This window comes from Streptomyces sp. NBC_00829, assembly GCF_045161795.1.
Taxonomy (GTDB): domain Bacteria; phylum Actinomycetota; class Actinomycetes; order Streptomycetales; family Streptomycetaceae; genus Streptomyces.
The window spans coordinates 1-17829 of sequence record NZ_CP108869.1; the positions used below are offsets into that span (position 1 = coordinate 1).

Annotated in this window: 19 protein-coding genes and 1 pseudogene; 13 read left to right on the forward strand and 7 right to left on the reverse strand. The window is 70.6% G+C overall.

Annotated elements, in window-relative coordinates; translation table 11 throughout:
- From OG293_RS41705 to OG293_RS41735, 7 genes and pseudogenes are all read left to right on the forward strand, one after another.
- A pseudogene (locus OG293_RS41705) lies at positions 1-229 on the forward strand (hypothetical protein); the annotation flags it as partial.
- Between the two features lie 44 nt (positions 230-273).
- Positions 274-579 (forward strand): hypothetical protein, encoded by a 306-nt coding sequence (locus OG293_RS41710; RefSeq protein ID WP_331734097.1) that lies wholly within the window; start codon positions 274-276, stop codon positions 577-579.
- Positions 576-785: a hypothetical protein gene (locus OG293_RS41715; protein ID WP_406003942.1), complete on the forward strand. Its 210-nt coding sequence runs from the start codon at positions 576-578 to the stop codon at positions 783-785. Before OG293_RS41710 ends, OG293_RS41715 begins: the two co-directional genes overlap by 4 nt.
- Positions 786-847: 62 nt before the next feature.
- Positions 848-1423, forward strand: coding sequence for a hypothetical protein (locus tag OG293_RS41720; RefSeq protein ID WP_331734102.1), 576 nt, complete (start codon positions 848-850; stop codon positions 1421-1423).
- A 303-nt stretch (positions 1424-1726) separates the two neighbouring features.
- Complete coding sequence (locus OG293_RS41725; protein ID WP_331734105.1) at positions 1727-3352, forward strand: hypothetical protein; 1626 nt, start codon at positions 1727-1729, stop codon at positions 3350-3352.
- Positions 3353-3472: 120 nt separating this feature from the next.
- Positions 3473-4438 (forward strand): DNA-processing protein DprA, encoded by a 966-nt coding sequence (locus OG293_RS41730; protein ID WP_331734107.1) that lies wholly within the window; start codon positions 3473-3475, stop codon positions 4436-4438.
- A gap of 41 nt (positions 4439-4479) precedes the next feature.
- Positions 4480-5178, forward strand: a complete 699-nt coding sequence (locus tag OG293_RS41735; protein WP_406003943.1) for a ComF family protein — start codon at positions 4480-4482, stop codon at positions 5176-5178.
- 23 nt (positions 5179-5201) lie between these two features.
- Here the strand turns inward: OG293_RS41735 and OG293_RS41740 are convergent, their stop codons facing one another.
- Positions 5202-6197 carry a hypothetical protein gene (locus OG293_RS41740; RefSeq protein ID WP_331734113.1) on the reverse strand — a complete coding sequence of 332 codons (996 nt, stop codon included), beginning with the start codon at positions 6195-6197 and terminating at the stop codon, positions 5202-5204.
- Between the two features lie 319 nt (positions 6198-6516).
- Here OG293_RS41740 and OG293_RS41745 point away from each other — a divergent pair, with 319 nt between their 5' ends.
- Positions 6517-7395, forward strand: a complete 879-nt coding sequence (locus tag OG293_RS41745) for a M48 family metalloprotease (protein ID WP_331734118.1) — start codon at positions 6517-6519, stop codon at positions 7393-7395.
- A gap of 256 nt (positions 7396-7651) precedes the next feature.
- Here the strand turns inward: OG293_RS41745 and OG293_RS41750 are convergent, their stop codons facing one another.
- The 3 genes from OG293_RS41750 to lexA form a co-directional block, all read right to left on the reverse strand.
- Entirely contained in the window at positions 7652-8995 is a 1344-nt protein-coding gene (locus OG293_RS41750; protein WP_331734120.1) for a hypothetical protein, read from the reverse strand.
- Positions 8996-9077: 82 nt separating this feature from the next.
- Complete coding sequence (locus tag OG293_RS41755; protein ID WP_406003944.1) at positions 9078-9395, reverse strand: hypothetical protein; 318 nt, start codon at positions 9393-9395, stop codon at positions 9078-9080.
- A gap of 76 nt (positions 9396-9471) precedes the next feature.
- Complete coding sequence (gene lexA / locus OG293_RS41760; RefSeq protein WP_331734125.1) at positions 9472-10173, reverse strand: transcriptional repressor LexA; 702 nt, start codon at positions 10171-10173, stop codon at positions 9472-9474.
- Between the two features lie 151 nt (positions 10174-10324).
- On the opposite strand from lexA, the gene OG293_RS41765 reads away from it, so the two are divergent.
- The 4 genes from OG293_RS41765 (at position 10325) to OG293_RS41780 (ending at position 13272) form a co-directional block, all read left to right on the forward strand.
- Complete coding sequence (locus OG293_RS41765; protein WP_331734126.1) at positions 10325-11104, forward strand: GntR family transcriptional regulator; 780 nt, start codon at positions 10325-10327, stop codon at positions 11102-11104.
- 67 nt (positions 11105-11171) lie between these two features.
- On the forward strand, positions 11172-11531 hold the full coding sequence (locus OG293_RS41770) for a hypothetical protein (protein WP_406003945.1): 360 nt from the start codon (positions 11172-11174) through the stop codon (positions 11529-11531).
- Positions 11532-11777: 246 nt separating this feature from the next.
- Complete coding sequence (locus OG293_RS41775) at positions 11778-12785, forward strand: hypothetical protein (RefSeq protein ID WP_331734130.1); 1008 nt, start codon at positions 11778-11780, stop codon at positions 12783-12785.
- A gap of 160 nt (positions 12786-12945) precedes the next feature.
- The gene (locus tag OG293_RS41780) at positions 12946-13272 is read left to right on the forward strand and encodes a WhiB family transcriptional regulator (RefSeq protein ID WP_331734131.1); all 327 of its coding nucleotides are present in this window, start codon (positions 12946-12948) and stop codon (positions 13270-13272) included.
- 81 nt (positions 13273-13353) lie between these two features.
- Here the strand turns inward: OG293_RS41780 and OG293_RS41785 are convergent, their stop codons facing one another.
- From OG293_RS41785 to OG293_RS41795, 3 genes are all read right to left on the reverse strand, one after another.
- A complete protein-coding gene (locus tag OG293_RS41785; RefSeq protein ID WP_331734133.1) occupies positions 13354-15171 on the reverse strand; it encodes an RNA-binding domain-containing protein in 1818 nt (605 codons plus the stop codon).
- Between the two features lie 169 nt (positions 15172-15340).
- Positions 15341-15559 carry a hypothetical protein gene (locus OG293_RS41790; RefSeq protein WP_331734134.1) on the reverse strand — a complete coding sequence of 73 codons (219 nt, stop codon included), beginning with the start codon at positions 15557-15559 and terminating at the stop codon, positions 15341-15343.
- A 153-nt stretch (positions 15560-15712) separates the two neighbouring features.
- Entirely contained in the window at positions 15713-16753 is a 1041-nt protein-coding gene (locus OG293_RS41795) for a hypothetical protein (protein ID WP_331734135.1), read from the reverse strand.
- Between the two features lie 246 nt (positions 16754-16999).
- On the opposite strand from OG293_RS41795, the gene OG293_RS41800 reads away from it, so the two are divergent.
- Positions 17000-17803 carry a GNAT family N-acetyltransferase gene (locus OG293_RS41800; RefSeq protein WP_331734137.1) on the forward strand — a complete coding sequence of 268 codons (804 nt, stop codon included), beginning with the start codon at positions 17000-17002 and terminating at the stop codon, positions 17801-17803.
- The last annotated feature ends 26 nt before the right edge of the window (positions 17804-17829 follow it).

Consider the following 17829-nt stretch of genomic DNA (forward strand, 5'->3'; position numbering starts at 1 on the left):
CCTCCGCGCCTCCCGCGCCGTCACCCTCGGCATCATCGACATCGCCGACGGAGCGATCACCGACTCGACCGCAGGCGTCCAGATCCGGCCCGGTCTCGACGGTCGGTGGCACCCCTTCACGCTCTGGCGAGCCGATGAGTGGCGTCCCGCCCCCGGAGCCTGCGACGATCCCGCCGAAGTATTCCGCGCCGCTCGGCGCGCCCGCGCCGCACGACCGCTCAGCCGGTAGACCGACCCACCCGACCAGGTCACCCACTCCGAAAGATCCACCGCATGCTCTTGGACCCGCAGACCGGCGTACGCGCCTACCAGTTCATCGTGGACCGCCTCGACGACCGGCGCCGCGAGCAATACCCCGACGGCCGCCAGGCGTACGAGGACGACTGGACAGCCGCCCACGCTCTGGAGAAGTCCTACGCCGAGGCCGTACACGCCCAGGACCCCGACGGCACAGCCGAGCACCTTCTCCAGGAGCTCATGACCATGGCCGCTCCGTGGCGAAACCATCCGCACCACCCGGACAACGACACCGAGGGCGGCCACCAGCCCGACGACGCCGTGCCGGGCAGCCGGACATGAGGCGGCAGTGGGTCCTTCCGTGCGGCATGATCGCCGCCATGGTGGTGCTCACGCCCACCGTGCTCGACACCCGCAGCACGCCATGGACCATGGGATGGGTCACCATCCTCCTCGGCGCCCTCGCCGTGCAGATGCTGCTGATGCTCGTGGACCATCTCGCCCCCGATGCGGACCGCCCCGAGCACGACGACGTCCCGGAAGCCTGAGCCCTCCTCCCGGCCGCGGCCAGGCTGTCGGTGCCGGGCATTACAGTCCGCATGTGCGTGACATGACAGCTGTGAGTGCGGAGGCAGCCTGGCTGCTCCTGGTCGGTCTGGCGGTGGTCGGTGCGATGGTGACCCTCGCTGACGGCCGCCTACGCTGGTACCCGAGGGGTCTGCTGCAGTGGTGCATGGTCATCGCTCTGGCACAGGGGCCGTACGGAATGCTCCTGGCCAGCGGGTTGATCCCGCAGGCCGAGACTCCGGCCGTCCGCATCGTGATGCTGCCGACGTGGATCGCCGGCGTCGGATTCGCGGTCTGGAAGGGCAGACGAGCCGTGCTCGGCAGATGGGCGGATCAAGAGCTCGTCCGGATCCTGGGCAACCTCAACGTGCTGACCCGGATCACCGCGCTACACCGCCGAGCCGAGGGCGCGGATGCTAGGGAGCCCCTTCTGCAGGAGGCCCGGACCGCGCTGGGCCGTCGCCGCGGCCGTGTGGCCTTGCTGTCCTTCGAGAAGGTGCTTGAACAGATGGAGGCGGAGCATCGATCCACCGAGGAGTGGTCCGAGCTCCGCTCACGGATCCGTGCGCTGGTCACCAACTTTGTTGGCGGACCACAAAACCAGCTCGTCGCGTCCTGACACTCCGCCGCCAGACCGACCTGAGCCCCGCGACGTCCGGGGGACCCGTCCCGACCCGGCGTTCCCCAAGCTGGGCAAGGGCGGCCCTCAGCCCTCCGCCCGTATCAGGACGACCACGGTGGCGTCGTCGCGGAACCCGCTCTCTTCCGCCGCGACGAAGGTGTCCGCGAGCACGGAGGCGCAAGGCCGGCTGCCAGCGAGCCGGAGCCAGGGAATCCCGAAATCCGCAGGTTCGCGGCCAAGTCGGCTGAGATCATGGCCAGACGGTCAGTTCATGATCACGGCACGGCAGTGGGGGCGGCGATGGACGAGAAGAACACGGTGCGCGCGGTCGCGATCGACTACAAGGCAGTCCTGCGCGGGCCGGGACACGCCCACGAAGGGATCGCCGAGCTCTTGCGGTGGCTCGATGAGCGCGATGTGGCCTGGGTTCTGCTGACCAACGACCCGATGGACGCGAAATCGGCCCTCGCTGCGGCCAGTCTCCCCGAACCGGCCCTGCACTTGTGCCGCGACGACATCCCGGACAAGGCGAAGCGCGGAAACGGCGCCTGGCTGGAGGCGGTCGCGGACAGACTCGACCTGCGCATGAACCAGCTCATCCTCATCGGGACCTCGCAGTTCGACTGGTACACAGGCATCCACGCCGGAGTCGTCCACATCCACGCCCGCTGGGCCAGCCGCCTGGGAGCGAAGATCACCTCGCTGATGTCCGACGAGCCCGCCGACGTCATCGAACTCCTGAAGTACTTCCTGCTGCACGAGCCCCGCTGGGCGTTCCGTCTCGATGACGACGACCGCGCCTTCGCGATTCGCTCGATGCTGCCCTTCAACGCGCGGTTCCCCCGCGGCGGCGGCCGGACCTTCACGATCAAGGACATCTTCACCTACGAGAACACCGTCAAGGTCGGGGACGAGGACGCGCGTGATGTCCTGATGCTGCACCTTCTGTGTGCGGCCTACCTCGACGGTGCGCTGCCTGGTCGGAGCTTCTTCTGCGTGTACCCCAGCAGTACACCGGCCAAGGGCAACCCGCAGCTCGCCGGCTTCCTGCGGCGCGCCAAGGTCATGACCGGCTCCTCCTACAAGGAGGACCTTCTCGAACGCGTCACCCAGGCCCCGGACACCAGCCTGGAGCGGTACAAGAGGAGCGTCGGCCAGTCGACGGGCCGGGACATCTCCATCGCCGCCCAGGCCCGCACCGTACGAGTCAACCCGGCCTACAAGAAGAAGATCGTCGGCAAGACGGTGATCGTCTTCGACGACTTCACCACCGAGGGCAAGTCCCTAGAGTGGGCCCGCACCCTCCTCAGCGAGGCCGGAGCAGCACGGGTCATCGCACTGACCATCGGAAAATACCCCTCGCGCCACACCGTCTACCAGCTGCGTCCCGGCGTCACGATCGATCCCTTCACCACCAACGACATCACCTTGACGCACTTCCAGACGACGACGGGCCCTGGAGGAGCGGAGGAAGGGCCGTCGGTAGTCCTGACGACGGCCATGGAGCACTTCGCTGCCGCTGAGGAGGTCGCCGTCGAACCCCAGGCCTCTGAGGCGGCCCCTGCCCGGATGGCTCATCCGGCACCCCGCCCGGTTCCTGCTGGCACCCGCTCTCCCATGACCGCCTACAAGATCGCCCGGCAGCGGCACCTCGCCGACATGCTCACTCACCTCCAGCAGAACGCGTACCCCCTCGTCTGGCGAGGCGAGTACCTCGTGCCTACCGGGGAGACGACGACCACCGCTCTGTGGTGGATTGCCCTGCCCGGACAGGTCGAGCAGTGGTATGACACTCGCGAGGCGGAGCGCCTGGTCAGCGGCATCTGTCTGGCGGTAGGGATCATCTGGGAACCGGTCGCGGCGCCCGGCGGGGCCACCCAGCTCGCCGAAGCCCTCGCCCGGATGGAGCAGCGGCGGCACGCCTGAAAAATCGGTCCGAGGGCCCCTTCCCGCCCGTACGGGGGCCGCGTACGCCATGATGGAAGTGGCCCGAGACACCGCTTCATCCTTCGAACATCCCGGGGCCACGAGTAGAAGGACACCTTGATGGACCTCGATATCACCGCTGACCAGCACGATCTGCTGACCCTGTGCGCGCTGCGCGCCGGCGATGCCACCCTGGACTGGAGTCTGCTCGCCCGCAGTGCCCAGAGCCCCGAGGGTCTGGCAGCGCTCATGGACGGACAGCTGCACGAGGACTCGCGTGCAGCGACGAAGAACCGCCCCCTGCTGCAGCAGGCCCTGGCCGTCGGCCTGGACGATGCCCGCGCCCGAGTCGACGAGGAACTCGCCGCAGCCGGCAAGGCCGACGCGCGCCTGGTCACGGTCCTGGACAAGGACTACCCGGCGAATCTGAGGCTGATCGGTAACTTGCCGCCGTTCCTCTTCTACCGCGGCGAGCTCGATCAGCGCGACGCCCGCTCCATCGCCGTCGTCGGCACCCGTCAGGCCTCCGAGGACGGGCTTCGCCGTGCCGCCCGGATGGCCCGCGAGCTCGTCGAGCACGACGTCGTGATCGCCAGTGGCCTGGCCAAGGGCGTCGACGCGGCAGCCCACCAGGCCACGCTCGCTGCGGGCGGCCGGACCTTCGCTGTCATGGGCACCGGCATCGCCGCCCCGATCTACCCGGCCGAGAATCGGCCGCTCGCCAAGGCGATCCTCGCTGCCGGCGGCGCACTGCTGAGCCAGTTCTGGCCCACCCATCCCCCGGCCAGGCACACCTTCCCCCGCCGCAACGTCGTCACCAGCGGCACCACCCTGGGCAGCGTCGTCATCGAGGCCTCCAGCACGTCGGGCGCCAAGATGCAGGCCCGCCTAGCCGCCGAGCACGGCAAGCTCGTCTTCCTGATCCGCTCTCTCGCCGACACCCAGCCCTGGGCGAAGAAAATGCTGGACGAGGACCGGGCGATCCTGGTCACCGCCTCCAGCGACATCACCGACCGCCTCGGCCAGGCAGCGGACATCCAAGCCGCCGGCCAGCAGCGCCAGCAGCTCGCCCTGGCCGGTCTGTGACGGCAGGCCTCCCGGATCCGGCAGGCTTCCCAGGCTGCCCAGTGTGCGCGTACCGCATCACCGGCACCGCCCGCCTGTGCTCCGACTGCGCCGGCCGCACCCTCCAGCCAGTCGCCGAGCCCCACTGCCCGGTCTGCTCCCAGTCCGTCGCGCCCGGCAGACAGTGCAGCAACCGGGTCTGCGCGCTATCGGAAGCCGAGCGGGGGTTCTCCCGCGTCGACGCAGTGGCCATGTACTCCGGAGCCCTGCGCGACAAGATCCACACGCTGAAATACGAGGGGAGGGCCGGCTGGGCGATGATCTTCGGCCGGCTCCTCGTCGGCTGGATGGAGAGCCACCCCGAGGAGATGCGGGGCGTCGACCACGTGGTCGGCAACCCCACACACACCGGCCGCCAGCCCATCCGGCACATCGAGGCGATCATGGATGCCGCCTACACGGAGGACGTGACCCGAGCCTTCCCGCTCAGCCCGCCGGGCGCGCATCGGCTGGTGAAACACGCCGAGACGCCACGGTCCGCGAACCGGACCCTGGACGACAAACGCGCGGCCGCCACCGCGCATGCCGCCGCCCTGACTTGGACCGGAGACACCGGCGACATCAAGGGAGCCACCATCCTGCTCGTCGACGACGTCTTCACCAGCGGTTCGCAGCTCCAGCACGTCGCGCTCCGGCTCCGGGCGACCGGCGCCGCCGACGTCCGGGGGCTGGTTCTCGCCCGAGTCCCCTGGAGCGGATGAGCCCCCGACGTGCCGTGTCGACCTCACGCGGCCTGCCCAGGGCGGTGATCAAGCGGCGGCTGAGGCGCTTCTGGGAGATCTGGGAGGAGTAGCCCGGCGTCACCGGCCAGGGCCGGTGACGCCGTGGTCGGGGCGTCCGCATCGGGGATCACGACGATCCCGCCGAGATGGTCAGTGACCCACGGCGGAGGAGGCCGGCCTTCCAGGACGTCCCGGACGTAGTCGGGGACCTCGGCCCGCAGACCGCAGAGCATGTGCGCGAGGTACGGCACAGAGAAGTGCCCGAAGTCGTTGGGGACGTTCTGGAAGAGGGCGTTGGTGACCGGGGTGGCGCGTTGCATGACTGCGGCACCGGCGAACTGGCCGTTCCTGATCTGTTGGACCGGCCGGAGAAGTTCTTTTGCCACCCGGCGAGACCCCCGCTGAGGCTGCCGCAGGAAGCGCTCGAGGTCCTCGTCCAGCCCGCGCGCGAGAGGCACGATCGGCGCGTCCAGGCCGTCGGGGCTGGCGATGTCCTCGACGGGGATCGCGTCGTGGAAAGCCATCACGCCCGCACTCGTCCCGCCCAGCCCGACCGCGGTCTCCGCTACCAGGGCGGAGACGGTGGATACACCAACCCGGTCACGTTCCTTGCAAGGAATGTTGTCATGGGTGCGATCGCAGTTCAGAGTCGATCGGTACTGCGAGTCGCCGCAGTACAGGACGTAGGCCGCGGGGACGTCGAAGCGGTTCGCCGCCCTGATCAGCTTGGAGAGCTGCGTCCGGTCGTCGCCGCGCGTCTTGTAGGTGAAGTCGACGCTCCAGCGCCTGCCGTTCACCTTCAAGATCTTTGCCTGGACAAGGAGCCCGTAGCAGGTGCCGTCCCGGTCCACCCACCACCACAGCCAGTCGGCTCCGTTCTCCTTCTCGTGATCGGCGGTGAACTCGACGAACTGGACGCGGGGGCTCGCGGTGGACAGGAGTACCTGGGTTGCCGCCACCTCCAGGAACATCCCACCGGCGCCCAGCATGCCGGTCATCAGACGATCCACTGCCGTCCGGCCCTGCCGGAGTGCCTCGTACGGGCCGGTCTCATGACCGTCGGACTGGCTCAATGCGGCTGCCCTTCCTGGCGACTTGGGAATGGCTTCTTCTCAGTATCCCTCCCCTTCACGGCCATCATCGGAGCGTTCGCGAAGCTCGGAAGGCGCCAGCGAAGTCGCGATGCCATCCGGCTTCTCTTTCCTCCTCCTGCTGGGCCCGGCATCCAGGCGGTACTCGTACTGACTCGTGGTGAGTGCGCTCGCTGGCGTCAGGGCGTAGCCGGACACACGGCGCCCGCCGACTACGGTGATCACCATGACACTGGGGGAGAGGCTGCAACGCCACGTGGGGCAGGCGGTGGTGGCGACGGCGATCACCAGCGAGGCCGTCATGACACAGCTGCGCGGACCGTCGGCCGGCATCGCCGTCGGTGTGGCGGCGGCGGCCGGCGGACTGTGGTTGGTGCAGGGCCGCGCCCGGCAGAAGTCGGCGATCACCATGGGGCCGTCGGCCCAGGCGTTGACCTGGCAGGTCCACGCAGGCCGCAAGCCCGACCCGTCCGACAGCGACACGTACCGCCACATCGCCACCAGGATGCGGCAGACCACCGAGCACGTACGCCGCACCACCGCCGAGCGCGGACTGAAGAAGGTCACCCTGGCCACCTCCAGCGAGACCAGCAGCTGGGCCGATGCCCGCTCCACCGGCCACGGCCGCCGAGGCCACGTGTGGCTCGGCATGCGGTGGCTCCACCCCCGTCACACTAACCACCTCCCCGCGGTCCTGGAGCACGAACTCGCCCACCTCCAGCGCCGCGACACCGGCAAGCGCATCGCCGCCGAGTCCGCCGCCGTCGCGGTGGCCGGCCTGGCCGCGGGCCTGCTGCCCCTGCCCGCCTTCGCCCTGACAGCAGCCGCCGCCTGGGCGCTGAACACCCTGTTCTTCTGGTGGGGCGAACTGGCTTGCGACCTCGCGGCCGCCCGTGTCTGCGGCCGGACCGCCGTGGCCGACATGTGGCGCGAGGACCTCGACCGTGAACGCGCCCGCGCCGTGCTGCCCCGGATCTGGGTGGCGGTGCGGGGCCTGCGCACGCACCCGCCACTGCGCCTGCGGATCCTGTGTGCCGAACACGTCCCGTTGCCCGACGCACGCGGGCAGGCTGTGCATCCGCTGCACACGCCGGCCGCCAGTTGATCCGACTTCCTCGCCCACTGCTTCCCGGCCACGAGCCCGCGCTGCGCGCCGACGCGTGATGGGATTCCCCGATATGTGCGATAAGCGGCTGGTTGGCGCGGTACTTTGTCGACCAGTCCCCCTGGACGCCGCGTCCCCCCGTGCGCTGCGTCCGGGGGTGTACTCCGCCGGTTCAGGCGTGATCAGCCGCCCTCCGGCCGCGGCAACCCGCTCTCGCGACCCTCTGCCGCGACCGGCTCTCTCTTTCACATGGAGGTCACCGGCTCGCAGCGCCGGGGTTCGGGATCCGGTAGACCGGGGTGGCGGGTGCGAGGGGGAGGTCGGCGCGGACCCGCGCGCGGAGGAAGAACCGGCGCTCACGAGTGAACGTGACGCCCTCGACCGCACCGTCCTTGTAGACCGGCCCGACGAGCCGCCCGTCACTGTCGCGGATCCCGATCCGCACTCCGGGCTTCCAGTGCGCCCGCCGCCACGTGCCGACGACGAGCGGCCCTCGCGAGCCGGCTGGCGCCGTGCGCTGCTCGGGCGGTCCTTCGGGTGGAGGGGTGAAGTCCAGGACACGGACCCCATGGAAGCCGCCAGCCCGCCCGGCCTCGCTCGTGGCGATCCTGCCCAAGGTGCTGCGCGACGTGGGGCGCGGACCGGGGTCCGGCAGAGCGGGCGGCTGCGTCCATCGGGCGAACGCCAACTGCGCGGCATACCCGTACAGCACGCGGCCGCCGCCGTGGTCGCCGTACGCGGTCGGCTGCAGCACCTGGCATCGCTTCCCCGTCGCGTCGAGGGAGGAGATGAGCAGGAACCCGGACGTCGTGTCGAGCCGGCCATCGGGCTGGGAGGCGAGCAGGCCGCCGAGGATGACTGGCTCCGGTCCCACGCACACGCCGTCCTCGATGAGCGCGGCGAGCTCGTCGTCGTCGGCTTGGGCCGCGCGCAGGGGGACGGCGTCGTGCGTGATGAGCGACCAGGGGGCCGGCAGCCGCAGAGCGTCCCGGGTCGGTTCGTCCAGCGGGGCGGTGGTGACCACGTCCAGGGCGAGCGGGGCGGGGACCACGTGCGCGGCGGCCAGGTAGGCCGCGGTGCCAGTCAGGGCGCGCATCCACCGCCCCAACCGGTCGCGCTCGATCTGGTAGGTGCTGGTGGAGAAATCCTGCTCGTCCAGCAGACCGGACCGCAGCGCGCCGACGTCCGCGGGCACAAGGCCGGACAGGTCCGAGGGCAGGCGGCGATGGATCCGGGCGAAGCGCCGCTCGAGCTCCCACTGGTCCCGCTGGGTCGCCAGTGCGGCCGCGGCGACGTCGATGACGACGTCGTCCGGCCCGCACAGCGCGAGGACTGCCTTGGACTCGTGAGGAGCCAGCTCCCAGTCGATGTCGTGCTCGTCCGCGAGTCGCTGTGCCTCTCCGCACTCGGCGACCACTCGCTTCCACAGCACCGCCAGCTGCTCGTCCCAGGATCCCGATCTGCCGGGCCCAGCGCCCGGACCGAGAAGGAACTCCTTCCAGGCGCCCGAGGTCAGGGCGGTGAAGGTGAGGCCGCTGTCACGCGTAGCCGGGGCGGCCGGCTGTGCGAAGGCCGTGTCGAGGAGGTTCCGAACGCTCATGCCCTGGTCAACGATGGCGCTCGGTTCGAAGGCACCCTGTCCGCGCCCTGCGGCGGCTCTGCGGCGAGCCGCCTGGGCTTGGTCACTCCTCGCGTTGCTGCTGGGCCTCGTCGAAGGCACGCAGCGCGGCCTGACGAGTCTGCTCGATACGGGCAGGATCCCGCGGCGTTTGGTCCTCTTCGGCCCCCGCGCCGCCGTCAGCCGCCGCCATCATGACGTCGAGGGCCTTGCGCCGCGCGGCCTCACTCAGCGGCGGCCGTCCGCGCAGCGCCCCGATCGTCATCAGCGTCAGCACGTCGTCGCTCGTGGTGGGCCGCATGCGGCCTTCGAGAAGTTCGTCCAGCCGCCAGCTGTCCGCGATCTCTTCCCACGTCACGTCCGGCGTTGCTTCCTCGCTCATGCGTTTCCCCATCCCAAAATGAATCAACCACAGCAGTCACCGCTTCCGGCCGGCCGAGATCCCCGACCGGCGGTGCTCACACGCTGCGCATGACCGCCACGACCTTGCCGAGGATGGACGCCGCGTCGCCGCAGATAGGCTCGAAGGCGTCGTTCTCCGGCATGAGCCACACCGTCGAGCCCTCCCGCTTGAGCCGCTTGACCGTCGCCTCGCCGTCGATCATGGCGGCGACGATCTCGCCGTTCTCGGCGTCCGGCTGCACCCTGACGGCGACCGTGTCGCCGTCCATGATGTGCGCCTTGATCATCGACTCGCCGCTGACCGTGAGCGCGAACACCTGCCCGCTGCCGACGAGTTGCCTCGGCAGCGCGAGCACATCCTCGACCTGCTCGTCGGCGGTGATGGGAACGCCAGCGGCGATGCGGCCGACGAGGGGGGTGTGGACCACCGAGGAGTCGGACACCGCGTCTTCGGGGCCCGCTTCCACGGCGACGTCGCCCTCGGGGCCGGCTGTCGTGGTGGGGACGTAGGCGCGAGGGCGCTTCGGGTCCTGTCGCAGGACGCCCTTCTTCACCAGAGCGCCGATCTGATGCGCGACGGACGAGGTGCTGGAGAGCCCGGCGGCCTGGCCCAGCTCCCGCATCGACGGCGGGTATCCGCGGTCTCTGATGCTGGACCGGATGGCGTCGACGATCCTGTGCTGCCGGTCGGTCAGTCCGTCCTCCCGGGTCACGATGCCCGGAGGGCGCCCGACGTACCGAGACGTTGTGGCCTCCATGATGTCCCCCTTCGTGCTCTTCCAGGTACGAACCGTAACCCGAGATTCCGGGAAATGGCACAGATATTCGACCTGTTTTCCCTGGCCAGACGGCCGCGGGGGGCCAGCCCACAGCCTGGAGCGGAAGATGGTGCTGCGTACGGTTACACCCATGACATTGCCGCTGGAAGACGACTCGAGGCCGCCCTACCTCCAGGCAGCCGAGGTGCTGCGCGCCGGGATCCAGACCGGGGAGTATGCGCCCGGGAGCCGACTGCCGTCGGCGCAGGTGCTTCAGACGCGCTTCGGAGTCTCCAGCTCGACGGTGCAAAACGCGCTGCGGGTTTTGAAGCAGGAAGGCGTGGTCTACTCCGTGCTCGGGCGGGGCAGCTACGTCAGCAGCACACACCCCGGCCTCCCGTTGGCGGTCCGGGCGGAGCCCTCACCCGTCGCCAACGACGTGATCGACGAGGAACACGACCCCAGGCCCCCTTACGTCCGTACGGCAGACCGGCTCAGGGAGGAGATTCGGTCCGGCAGCTTCGAACCTGGCGGGCGGCTTCCCTCCGCGCGGGAACTCCAAGACCGCTTCGGGATCGCCAACTCGACCGCACAGAACGCGGTGCGCGTGCTCAAACGCGAGGGTCTGGTCTACGCGGTCAAGGGCAAGGGCGTGTTCATCCGCCGCTCCGCACGGCAGGACGAGCCCCACCCTTGTGAGGCGGAGCATTCAGCACAGGCTGGCTTTCACACGCGGCCGCGAACCGATGTAGAACTCGCCGCAGACCTGGCCGCCGCCGAGCAACGTCTCGCGCACGCCGCCGACGCCTACACCGCGGCCGGTGCCCAGCTCGACATCCTCACCCGCGAGGCCCTGCGCCGCGGCATACCCGTGCCGGCCGCAGCGCGACCGCGTCCGGAACAACCCCTCGCACCCCGCGTCGGGGGCTGACCCGAGAGCAGCCGATTCTCAGTTCCTGCCCCGAGGAGGCCCCCGACGGTGAACGATGGCGGTCGTGATGCACGGGGACGTAGGAACCACGCCGACGCTCGACCGCTCTGACTGCTTCATGGCCTTGGAGGCTGCCATCCGGTGGTGGGGAGCCGATGTGCCGGAAGACCCGGGAGCGGGTGAGCTGGCGGAGCTGCTGGACGAGATCGTAGAACGCCTGAGTGGGGATCGGAGCGCCGAGCAGGCACGATCGGCTGCCGAGCTCCTGGCCCGGGCGGCTGAGGAATTGAGGGCGGTGGCCCGGCTCGGCGGCCTCCTGCCGGCGATCTCGTTGTGGCACCTCAGGACCGCTCTTCGACACGAAGCCGTCGCCCGTGGCCAACTCGCCGAGCAGAACTATCCCCAGCCAGCCGCGTCCCCTCTGTAGCCCGCGCCCCGCGCCCCGCACCGGCGCACGGTGTGGCGCCCCCTTCGAGCCGAGCCCGAGGATTAGAGTGGCGCCCTGCGGCATCGGTCTGCTGCTCCTCACGCGAACCTCGGCCCACTGGTTCAAGGCGGAGGCGAAGAAGCACGGCTTCGATCAGCTGCACCCCACCGACTGCAACACCGCACACCAGTGCCTGTTCCTCACGCTCCGCGGGCCGACGGAGCTGAGCGAAAGGTGCCTGAATCCATGGCGGCCACCCAGACCAGCAGCCGGGCCCGGACCTACGCCCTCTACACCGGCGCCCCCCGCCAACTCGCCTGCGAGATCGTCGCCGGCCTGCCCCGGGACACCCCTGTCATCCCGGCCCCTGCCCACCACGCGCAACTCCTGCTGGAGTCCGAGGCGTTCTACTGGGTCCTCAGCTCCCAGCGGGACTTCTTCGAGTTTCCCTTCGGCATCCGGTACGTACAGCCCACCGCGGAGGGCATTCGGCTTCACCTGGAAAGCAACGCGAGCCTCGACAGCCTGCTCGCCGGCATCCTGCCCGCCCGCGTGTGCGTGGGCACCGGCGACGACGAGATCCACGGACTCAACGGGTGCCGGATCACCGCACGAAGCGAGCACGGCATCGAACTCCGCCGCCTCGGACAGCCGACCAGCATCCAGCTCACCGGCCCCTCACGACGCGCCTTCCACAAGGCCGAAGCCACCCTCGCCGAACGAATCCGCGACCACAAAGGCGAGGCCAGTTGGCTCGCCGGCGACACCTGGACCGCCCACGAACGCCGGTGGGAAGACGAGCGCCAGCCGCTCCCGTACGAATCCACCTGGCGTGAGGCGGCCTGGCTCCCCAGCGGGCTGCTGCGCCGCCTCGGCCTCCTGCACACGGTCGCCGTGCCCCAGGTCGTCACCGGACACCAGTCCCGCCTGGGGGAGTGGTGGATCCTGGAGCTGGACCACTACTCCGACACCGGTCTGCGCCGGACCGAGCTGGTGCAGGCCCTTACCGACCCCGAGAACGGTCTGCCGCTGGAATTGCGCGGGCACCGCGACCTGACCGCCGACGGGGGCCTCGGTGTGGTCCTCCTGAAATCCCCGGACGCTACCGCCACCCTCCAGCTGCGTTACGACCGCTTCGACTACCCGGTCAAGGCGGAGCGGGCCGAGATGTTCGCGGCGATCCGGCGCCGGATCAGCGTCCTGACGGGCGAGGCCCCGTTCCCGGCGATTCCCGGCTGCTCGCCCACCGGCTGACACGTCAGGGGCCACCCGGGCCGTCGTCAAGTCCCCTTCACCCGAAGGGATTGCCGTCACCATGCGCTCTCCCCCGCTCTACGGGCGTGCCGTACCGTTTGCGGACTGCACGTGCCCGGGGGCGGGCAGGTGGCCGGGCTGGGGAGAGGACGGCATCGGGGTGGTCGGGGATGAACATGAGACCTGGGGTGAGAGGGCGGCCTGCCGCACCGCTGATCCCGACGAGCTGTTTGTCGAAGGAGCGGCCCAGAACAAGGCCAAGGCCGCCTGCAGCGGCTGCCCGGTGCGCACCGAGTGCCTGGCCCATGCTCTCGATCAGCGCATCGAGCACGGCATCTGGGGCGGGATGACCGAGCGTGAACGGCGGGCTCTGCTGCGGCGGCGCCCGCTGGTCACGTCCTGGCGTCGCCTGCTCGAAGCAGCCCGATCCGAGCACGAGCGGCTCACCGGCGCCGGCGAGGGCCAGCCCTGGGATGCCACCGGATGACACATGCGGCACCCGAGAGGACGCCCAGTAGGCGTCGCCAGACCAGGCCATGCGGTACAACGCTGGTGCACGGGCCGGTTCTTACAGCAGGTCCATTTCCGCGTCGACGTACCCGAACTGGCGGGCCATGTGCACCAGTGCCTCCCGCAGCAGGCTCTGGCGCTCCGTCTGGCCCATCGCTGGCGCGGCCGTGATGGTGACGGCCATCCGCGGCCTGGTCCCGCCGTCGTTGGCGCCGAGCGACTCCAGGTCGACGAGGGAGTCCAGGGCGGGCAGGACGCCGTTGTCGGCGGGCTGTTCGCACGTCATCCGCAATTCGGTGGTGGGCGGGGCGGACCAGGACAGCCCGGCCGGGTCACCGACGACGTCGGGCAGCAGCTCGGCGGCCGTCTCCCACGTGCTCAGCAGCACGGCTTGGATCTCGTCCAAGCCCAGGCGAGTGTCCCAGCCGGGGCCGATGGCCGCCGCCCACGCCTGCGGGTTCTCGATCAGAACGTCGGAGCAGGCGACCGCGGTGGACTCCATCGTGGTGGGCAGGGCGAGCATGACGGACGCCTTCAGGGCCGGGCCGCCGTCTGGTCCGGCGATCGTGCAGGAGTAGCCGACAGAGCGGGCGGAGTTGCCGAAGGGCCCCCGTTCCCAGCGAGCGGCGGGAAGGTCCGCGCCCCGGCGCCTGGAGAGCATCGTCACCGCCCCGGCCACCGCGCTGTGCGGAAGCTGCTGCTCGAGCAGAGTGCGCCGGGGTTTGCTGATCTCCAGCGCGCTCGCCTCGGCCCAGGGCAGGTTCACCACGGCGCGCAGCCGTAGCGCCGGTGTCTGCCCGGCGGTCCAGTTCTCGGCCGACCGGCCCTGGTTGAGGCTGAAGCGGGGGAGCGGCTGCCACCGCCACACGCCTCGCCCGGAACACGCCAGGCGGCCCGCGCCCCACGATCCGCCGTCGACGTCCACACTCCGCGAGTCGGCCGCGATCACCCACGGGGTGTCCGTGTCCTCGGGCGGGCGGGGAAGGCCGATCGCTGCGAGCGGATCATGGCCTGGCGCGTGCCGGCCGGCTTCGACGATCGCCTGCCAGATGGGCGCGGCGACCACGACCGGCGGGCGCCCGGCAACCAGGCACAGCACCCAGCCCGGCTCGCCGTCGCGCGCGTGGTGCAGATCCTGGAGAGCGGTCGACCCGTGGGCCCATGCTTCCCCGGCCGGTTCCCCCAGCTCGGCCCTGGCCAACTGACGGTATGCCTCTTGCATCTCCCGTTCGCGATCCGGGAGCCCCTGGCCGACCCGCAGTCCTCCCCCCGACCCGCTACCGGAAACGGCCTGGCGCACGAGGTCGGCGAGGGCCTCGGCGGTCGGCATTCCGGAAGCTCGGACACCCGCGGAGAGCAACGCCTGAATCTCGGCGCGCGGCAGCCAGTGCGTCTGGTCGCCGTCTCGCACCGGCACGGCGACGGTGTCCGTCCGCTGAGTGCCCGGTTTCCCGGTCGGCGCCGCCACGACGAAGAGCGTGGCCGCGGGCTGCGCGGGAATGTCGATGAACAGCACGCGCTCCCCACCGTCGCCGGACCAGCCGATGCGTACCCCGCGGGGCGCGGGGGTGACCCGGGCGCGGATCACCTTACGGACCTGGTCGACGTTCACCGCATCCTGGGCGAGCCCCCTGATGTGGTCGAGGACTTCCTCGTCACTTTCCATGCGGGTGGCGATGCCGATCACGATGACCCCGCCTCCCCCGTTGGCGAAAGCGGCGACATCCTTGGCGAGTTCCTCGGGCGCGCGGGGGTCGGCATCGAGCTGGTACGCGGCGGCCTTCGCATCGAGCCACTGTGTCTCGCGCAGCCCGAGCAGCGAGCCGGGCTGGTGGGCCTCCAGCGCGGCCAGTGCGCTCTTCAGATCGGTCGGCATCCCGGCAGTATCCTCCGGCCTTCCGGCCCTCCGCCGCCTGGTTTCACAAGTTCACCGTCTCCCCGGAACGCCCGATCAGGTCATCTGAGGAGGGGACGGCCGGACCAGCACAAACCGTTGATCCGGCTGACGGAACGTGGGGCTGGGGCCCCGCTGCACGATGCGGTCGCTACGGTGCGGACGGCCCGACCTGATCGATGAGACCGGCGGCATCGATCTGGTCGGCGATCGCGCGGATCTCCGTGATGGGGTCCGTGACTCGCTGCGATTGCTGCCGGGCTTCGGCCCTGTCCGCGATCTGCCGGAGGATCGCGGTGACCGTGTGCAGGGGGAGGACGAGCGTGCCGTCCGGGAGCCTGGTCGCCTCCACGTCGATGTTGTCGCTCACAGGGCTTCCCCCAGTCGAAGGCGGTGGTTGGCAACGTCGGCGAATTCTGGCAGTTCCGTCCCCGCGACTGGGCCTCGGGGTCGTCCCGGCGGGGTGAACGCCCGACAGGCATATCCACCGTTGCGGTCAGTTGCATCCCCGAGTTCCGGGGCCCTACGCCTTCGGGCGGTCGTCCGGGCCGGTCACGTCGGCGAGGTGGAGAACGCCCGTGCTGCCGAAAACGGTACGGAACATCACCTCGCAGCTGGGTTGGCCGGTTCCGGAGACTGCGTCACTGAACCAGCGGCTGGAGCGCAGCGCCTGGACGATGCACTCGGCCACCGCGTCCCCGACGGGCGCGACCGAGGTATCGGGCGACACCAGCTCGGGCAGGTCCTCCAGGTCCATGCCGTAGCGCTCCAGGTGTTGGATGAGCAGGTGGGCCAGGGCGCGAGAGGGGTCGCTGGTGTGGCGCTGCCCGTCGTCGGGGTCCATCAGCCCGGGGAAGACCACGGCCCGGGTGAAGAAGTCGCACAGGGCCCCGAACAGCTCCGGGTCCGGGTAGTGGCTGCGGCCGTCGCGTGCCTTGAGGGCCCACTGCAGGATGACGTCCACGTGCGCGCGCCGGGCCCGCTCCGCCGCGTCTGGCGTGCGGGCGTCACCGGACCCGAGGGCGGCGGCCCCGGCGGTGCCGTCGGCCTCCACGGGAAGTGGCGCCGTGAGGGGCAGAACGTCACCCAGCTCGGCCTGCCACCGTTCGAATGTCGCGGCTTCCTCCTCGGCGCGCTGGTAGGCCGCGTCGTACTTGTCGTCGCCGAGGACTGCGGCAGACTCCGCCCACCTCGCGAGGATCGCAGCGTGCTCCCACCGGTCCTCGGATGCAGGAAGCTGGTCGCGGCGCCCGTCCATGAGGGCCGGCAGCAGCGCGGTGATCGCTTCTGGCGCCGCCAGCACCGGCACGGGCAAGGCGACGAGCTTGTCGCCGCCACGTCCTTGGTACGCCCAGCCCGCGGACGAGTTCCACACCAGCTCCAGCCCGTCCGGCCACTCCTCGGCGGTCAGCTCCGCAGCCCCGCCGATCCACGCCCACCGGGCCTCCGCCGTACCCCGCACCTCTCCCCGGCGGACCGCGAATTCGGCATCCGCGTAGCCGGCGCGCGCGAGAGCACCCTCGATGATGCGCGGGTACCTCTTCCAGCCCCTGAACTGGTCCACGGTGCTACCTCTCCTGCTGCTCCGAAACGGCACTGCCTCTGTCCCGGGCAGACTGCCAGCCGCCACCGACAACGCCCCCGCCGGTAACCGAACGCGAACCGAAAGCACGAGCATTCGTACGGCTCCTTGCCCTGGGCCGGCTCCACCGCAGGGGCCAGCCCCGGAGCCGCTCACTCCCGTCACCCGCCCGTGCGTCTCCGTACGAAGCCGGCCCGCTCCGAGCCGCCGGCTGCCAAGGTGACATTCATGGAATCCGTCGACACCGCCCTGGACCGCCTCTGGCCCGCCGAGCTGCGCACCGACCATCTCCTCCTGCGGCCGATCACCCACGAAGACGGACTCCTCGTGCACGAGCTGCTGACCGACGACCGGGTCCGCGCGCACCTCGGCGGTCCGGTCACGCAGGAGCGCGTCGCCGCCCGGCAGGCCGCCTACCCGACGACGGCCGGCGCGTGGACCGTCGTCCGCGTCGCCGACCAGCAACCGATCGGCCTGGTGACCATCGGCGCCGACCGCAGGCGCGAGGGCCGCGCCGAAATCTCCTACCAGCTGCTCCCCTCCGCCTGGGGCGAAGGGCTGGGCAGGGAGGCCGTCGCCGCAGCCGTCAGCTGGTGGACGGACGCCGTCCCGGGCGGTGGCCCGCTGGTTGCGGTCACCCAGAAGGCCAATCTGGCCTCGTGCCGCATGCTGGAGTCGATCGGCATGATCGTCGTGGACGAGATCGACGAGCACGGTGCGCGCCAGTGCCTCTACACCCCCGCAGGCGACCAGGACGACAGCGATCTGCGCTGGGTCCGTCTGCTCGCCGAGCACCGGGACGCCGTCGAACGCCGACGAGGTGCCCAGGCACGCGCGACCGCGGCCGGCCAGGACCTCCCCGACGACCTCGCGGTGCTCACTCCCGAGGAGTTGGCCCGGCTGTGCCCCGCCCGTCACGGCGCCTACGGCCGAGTCTGCGCCCGCAGGGCCGATCACACGCCAGACCTTCACCTGGGCAGGGCGCAGGACGGCGCGTGGATCGCCTGGCTGACAACGGCTGGAGCTTCCTGACCGCTCGCCCCGGCGCGGCCAAGGAG

Coding starts and splice junctions, on each gene's coding strand:
- OG293_RS41775 (WP_331734130.1), top strand. CDS start 11,778: ATGGCGGCCACCCAGACCAGCAGCCGGGCCCGGACCTACGCCCTCTAC.
- OG293_RS41730 (WP_331734107.1), top strand. CDS start 3,473: ATGGACCTCGATATCACCGCTGACCAGCACGATCTGCTGACCCTGTGC.
- OG293_RS41800 (WP_331734137.1), top strand. CDS start 17,000: ATGGAATCCGTCGACACCGCCCTGGACCGCCTCTGGCCCGCCGAGCTG.
- OG293_RS41710 (WP_331734097.1), top strand. CDS start 274: ATGCTCTTGGACCCGCAGACCGGCGTACGCGCCTACCAGTTCATCGTG.
- OG293_RS41755 (WP_406003944.1), bottom strand. CDS start 9,395: ATGAGCGAGGAAGCAACGCCGGACGTGACGTGGGAAGAGATCGCGGAC.
- lexA (WP_331734125.1), bottom strand. CDS start 10,173: ATGGAGGCCACAACGTCTCGGTACGTCGGGCGCCCTCCGGGCATCGTG.
- OG293_RS41740 (WP_331734113.1), bottom strand. CDS start 6,197: ATGACCGGCATGCTGGGCGCCGGTGGGATGTTCCTGGAGGTGGCGGCA.
- OG293_RS41750 (WP_331734120.1), bottom strand. CDS start 8,995: ATGAGCGTTCGGAACCTCCTCGACACGGCCTTCGCACAGCCGGCCGCC.
- OG293_RS41765 (WP_331734126.1), top strand. CDS start 10,325: ATGACATTGCCGCTGGAAGACGACTCGAGGCCGCCCTACCTCCAGGCA.
- OG293_RS41715 (WP_406003942.1), top strand. CDS start 576: ATGAGGCGGCAGTGGGTCCTTCCGTGCGGCATGATCGCCGCCATGGTG.
- OG293_RS41770 (WP_406003945.1), top strand. CDS start 11,172: ATGCACGGGGACGTAGGAACCACGCCGACGCTCGACCGCTCTGACTGC.
- OG293_RS41785 (WP_331734133.1), bottom strand. CDS start 15,171: ATGCCGACCGATCTGAAGAGCGCACTGGCCGCGCTGGAGGCCCACCAG.
- OG293_RS41725 (WP_331734105.1), top strand. CDS start 1,727: ATGGACGAGAAGAACACGGTGCGCGCGGTCGCGATCGACTACAAGGCA.
- OG293_RS41745 (WP_331734118.1), top strand. CDS start 6,517: ATGACACTGGGGGAGAGGCTGCAACGCCACGTGGGGCAGGCGGTGGTG.
- OG293_RS41720 (WP_331734102.1), top strand. CDS start 848: ATGACAGCTGTGAGTGCGGAGGCAGCCTGGCTGCTCCTGGTCGGTCTG.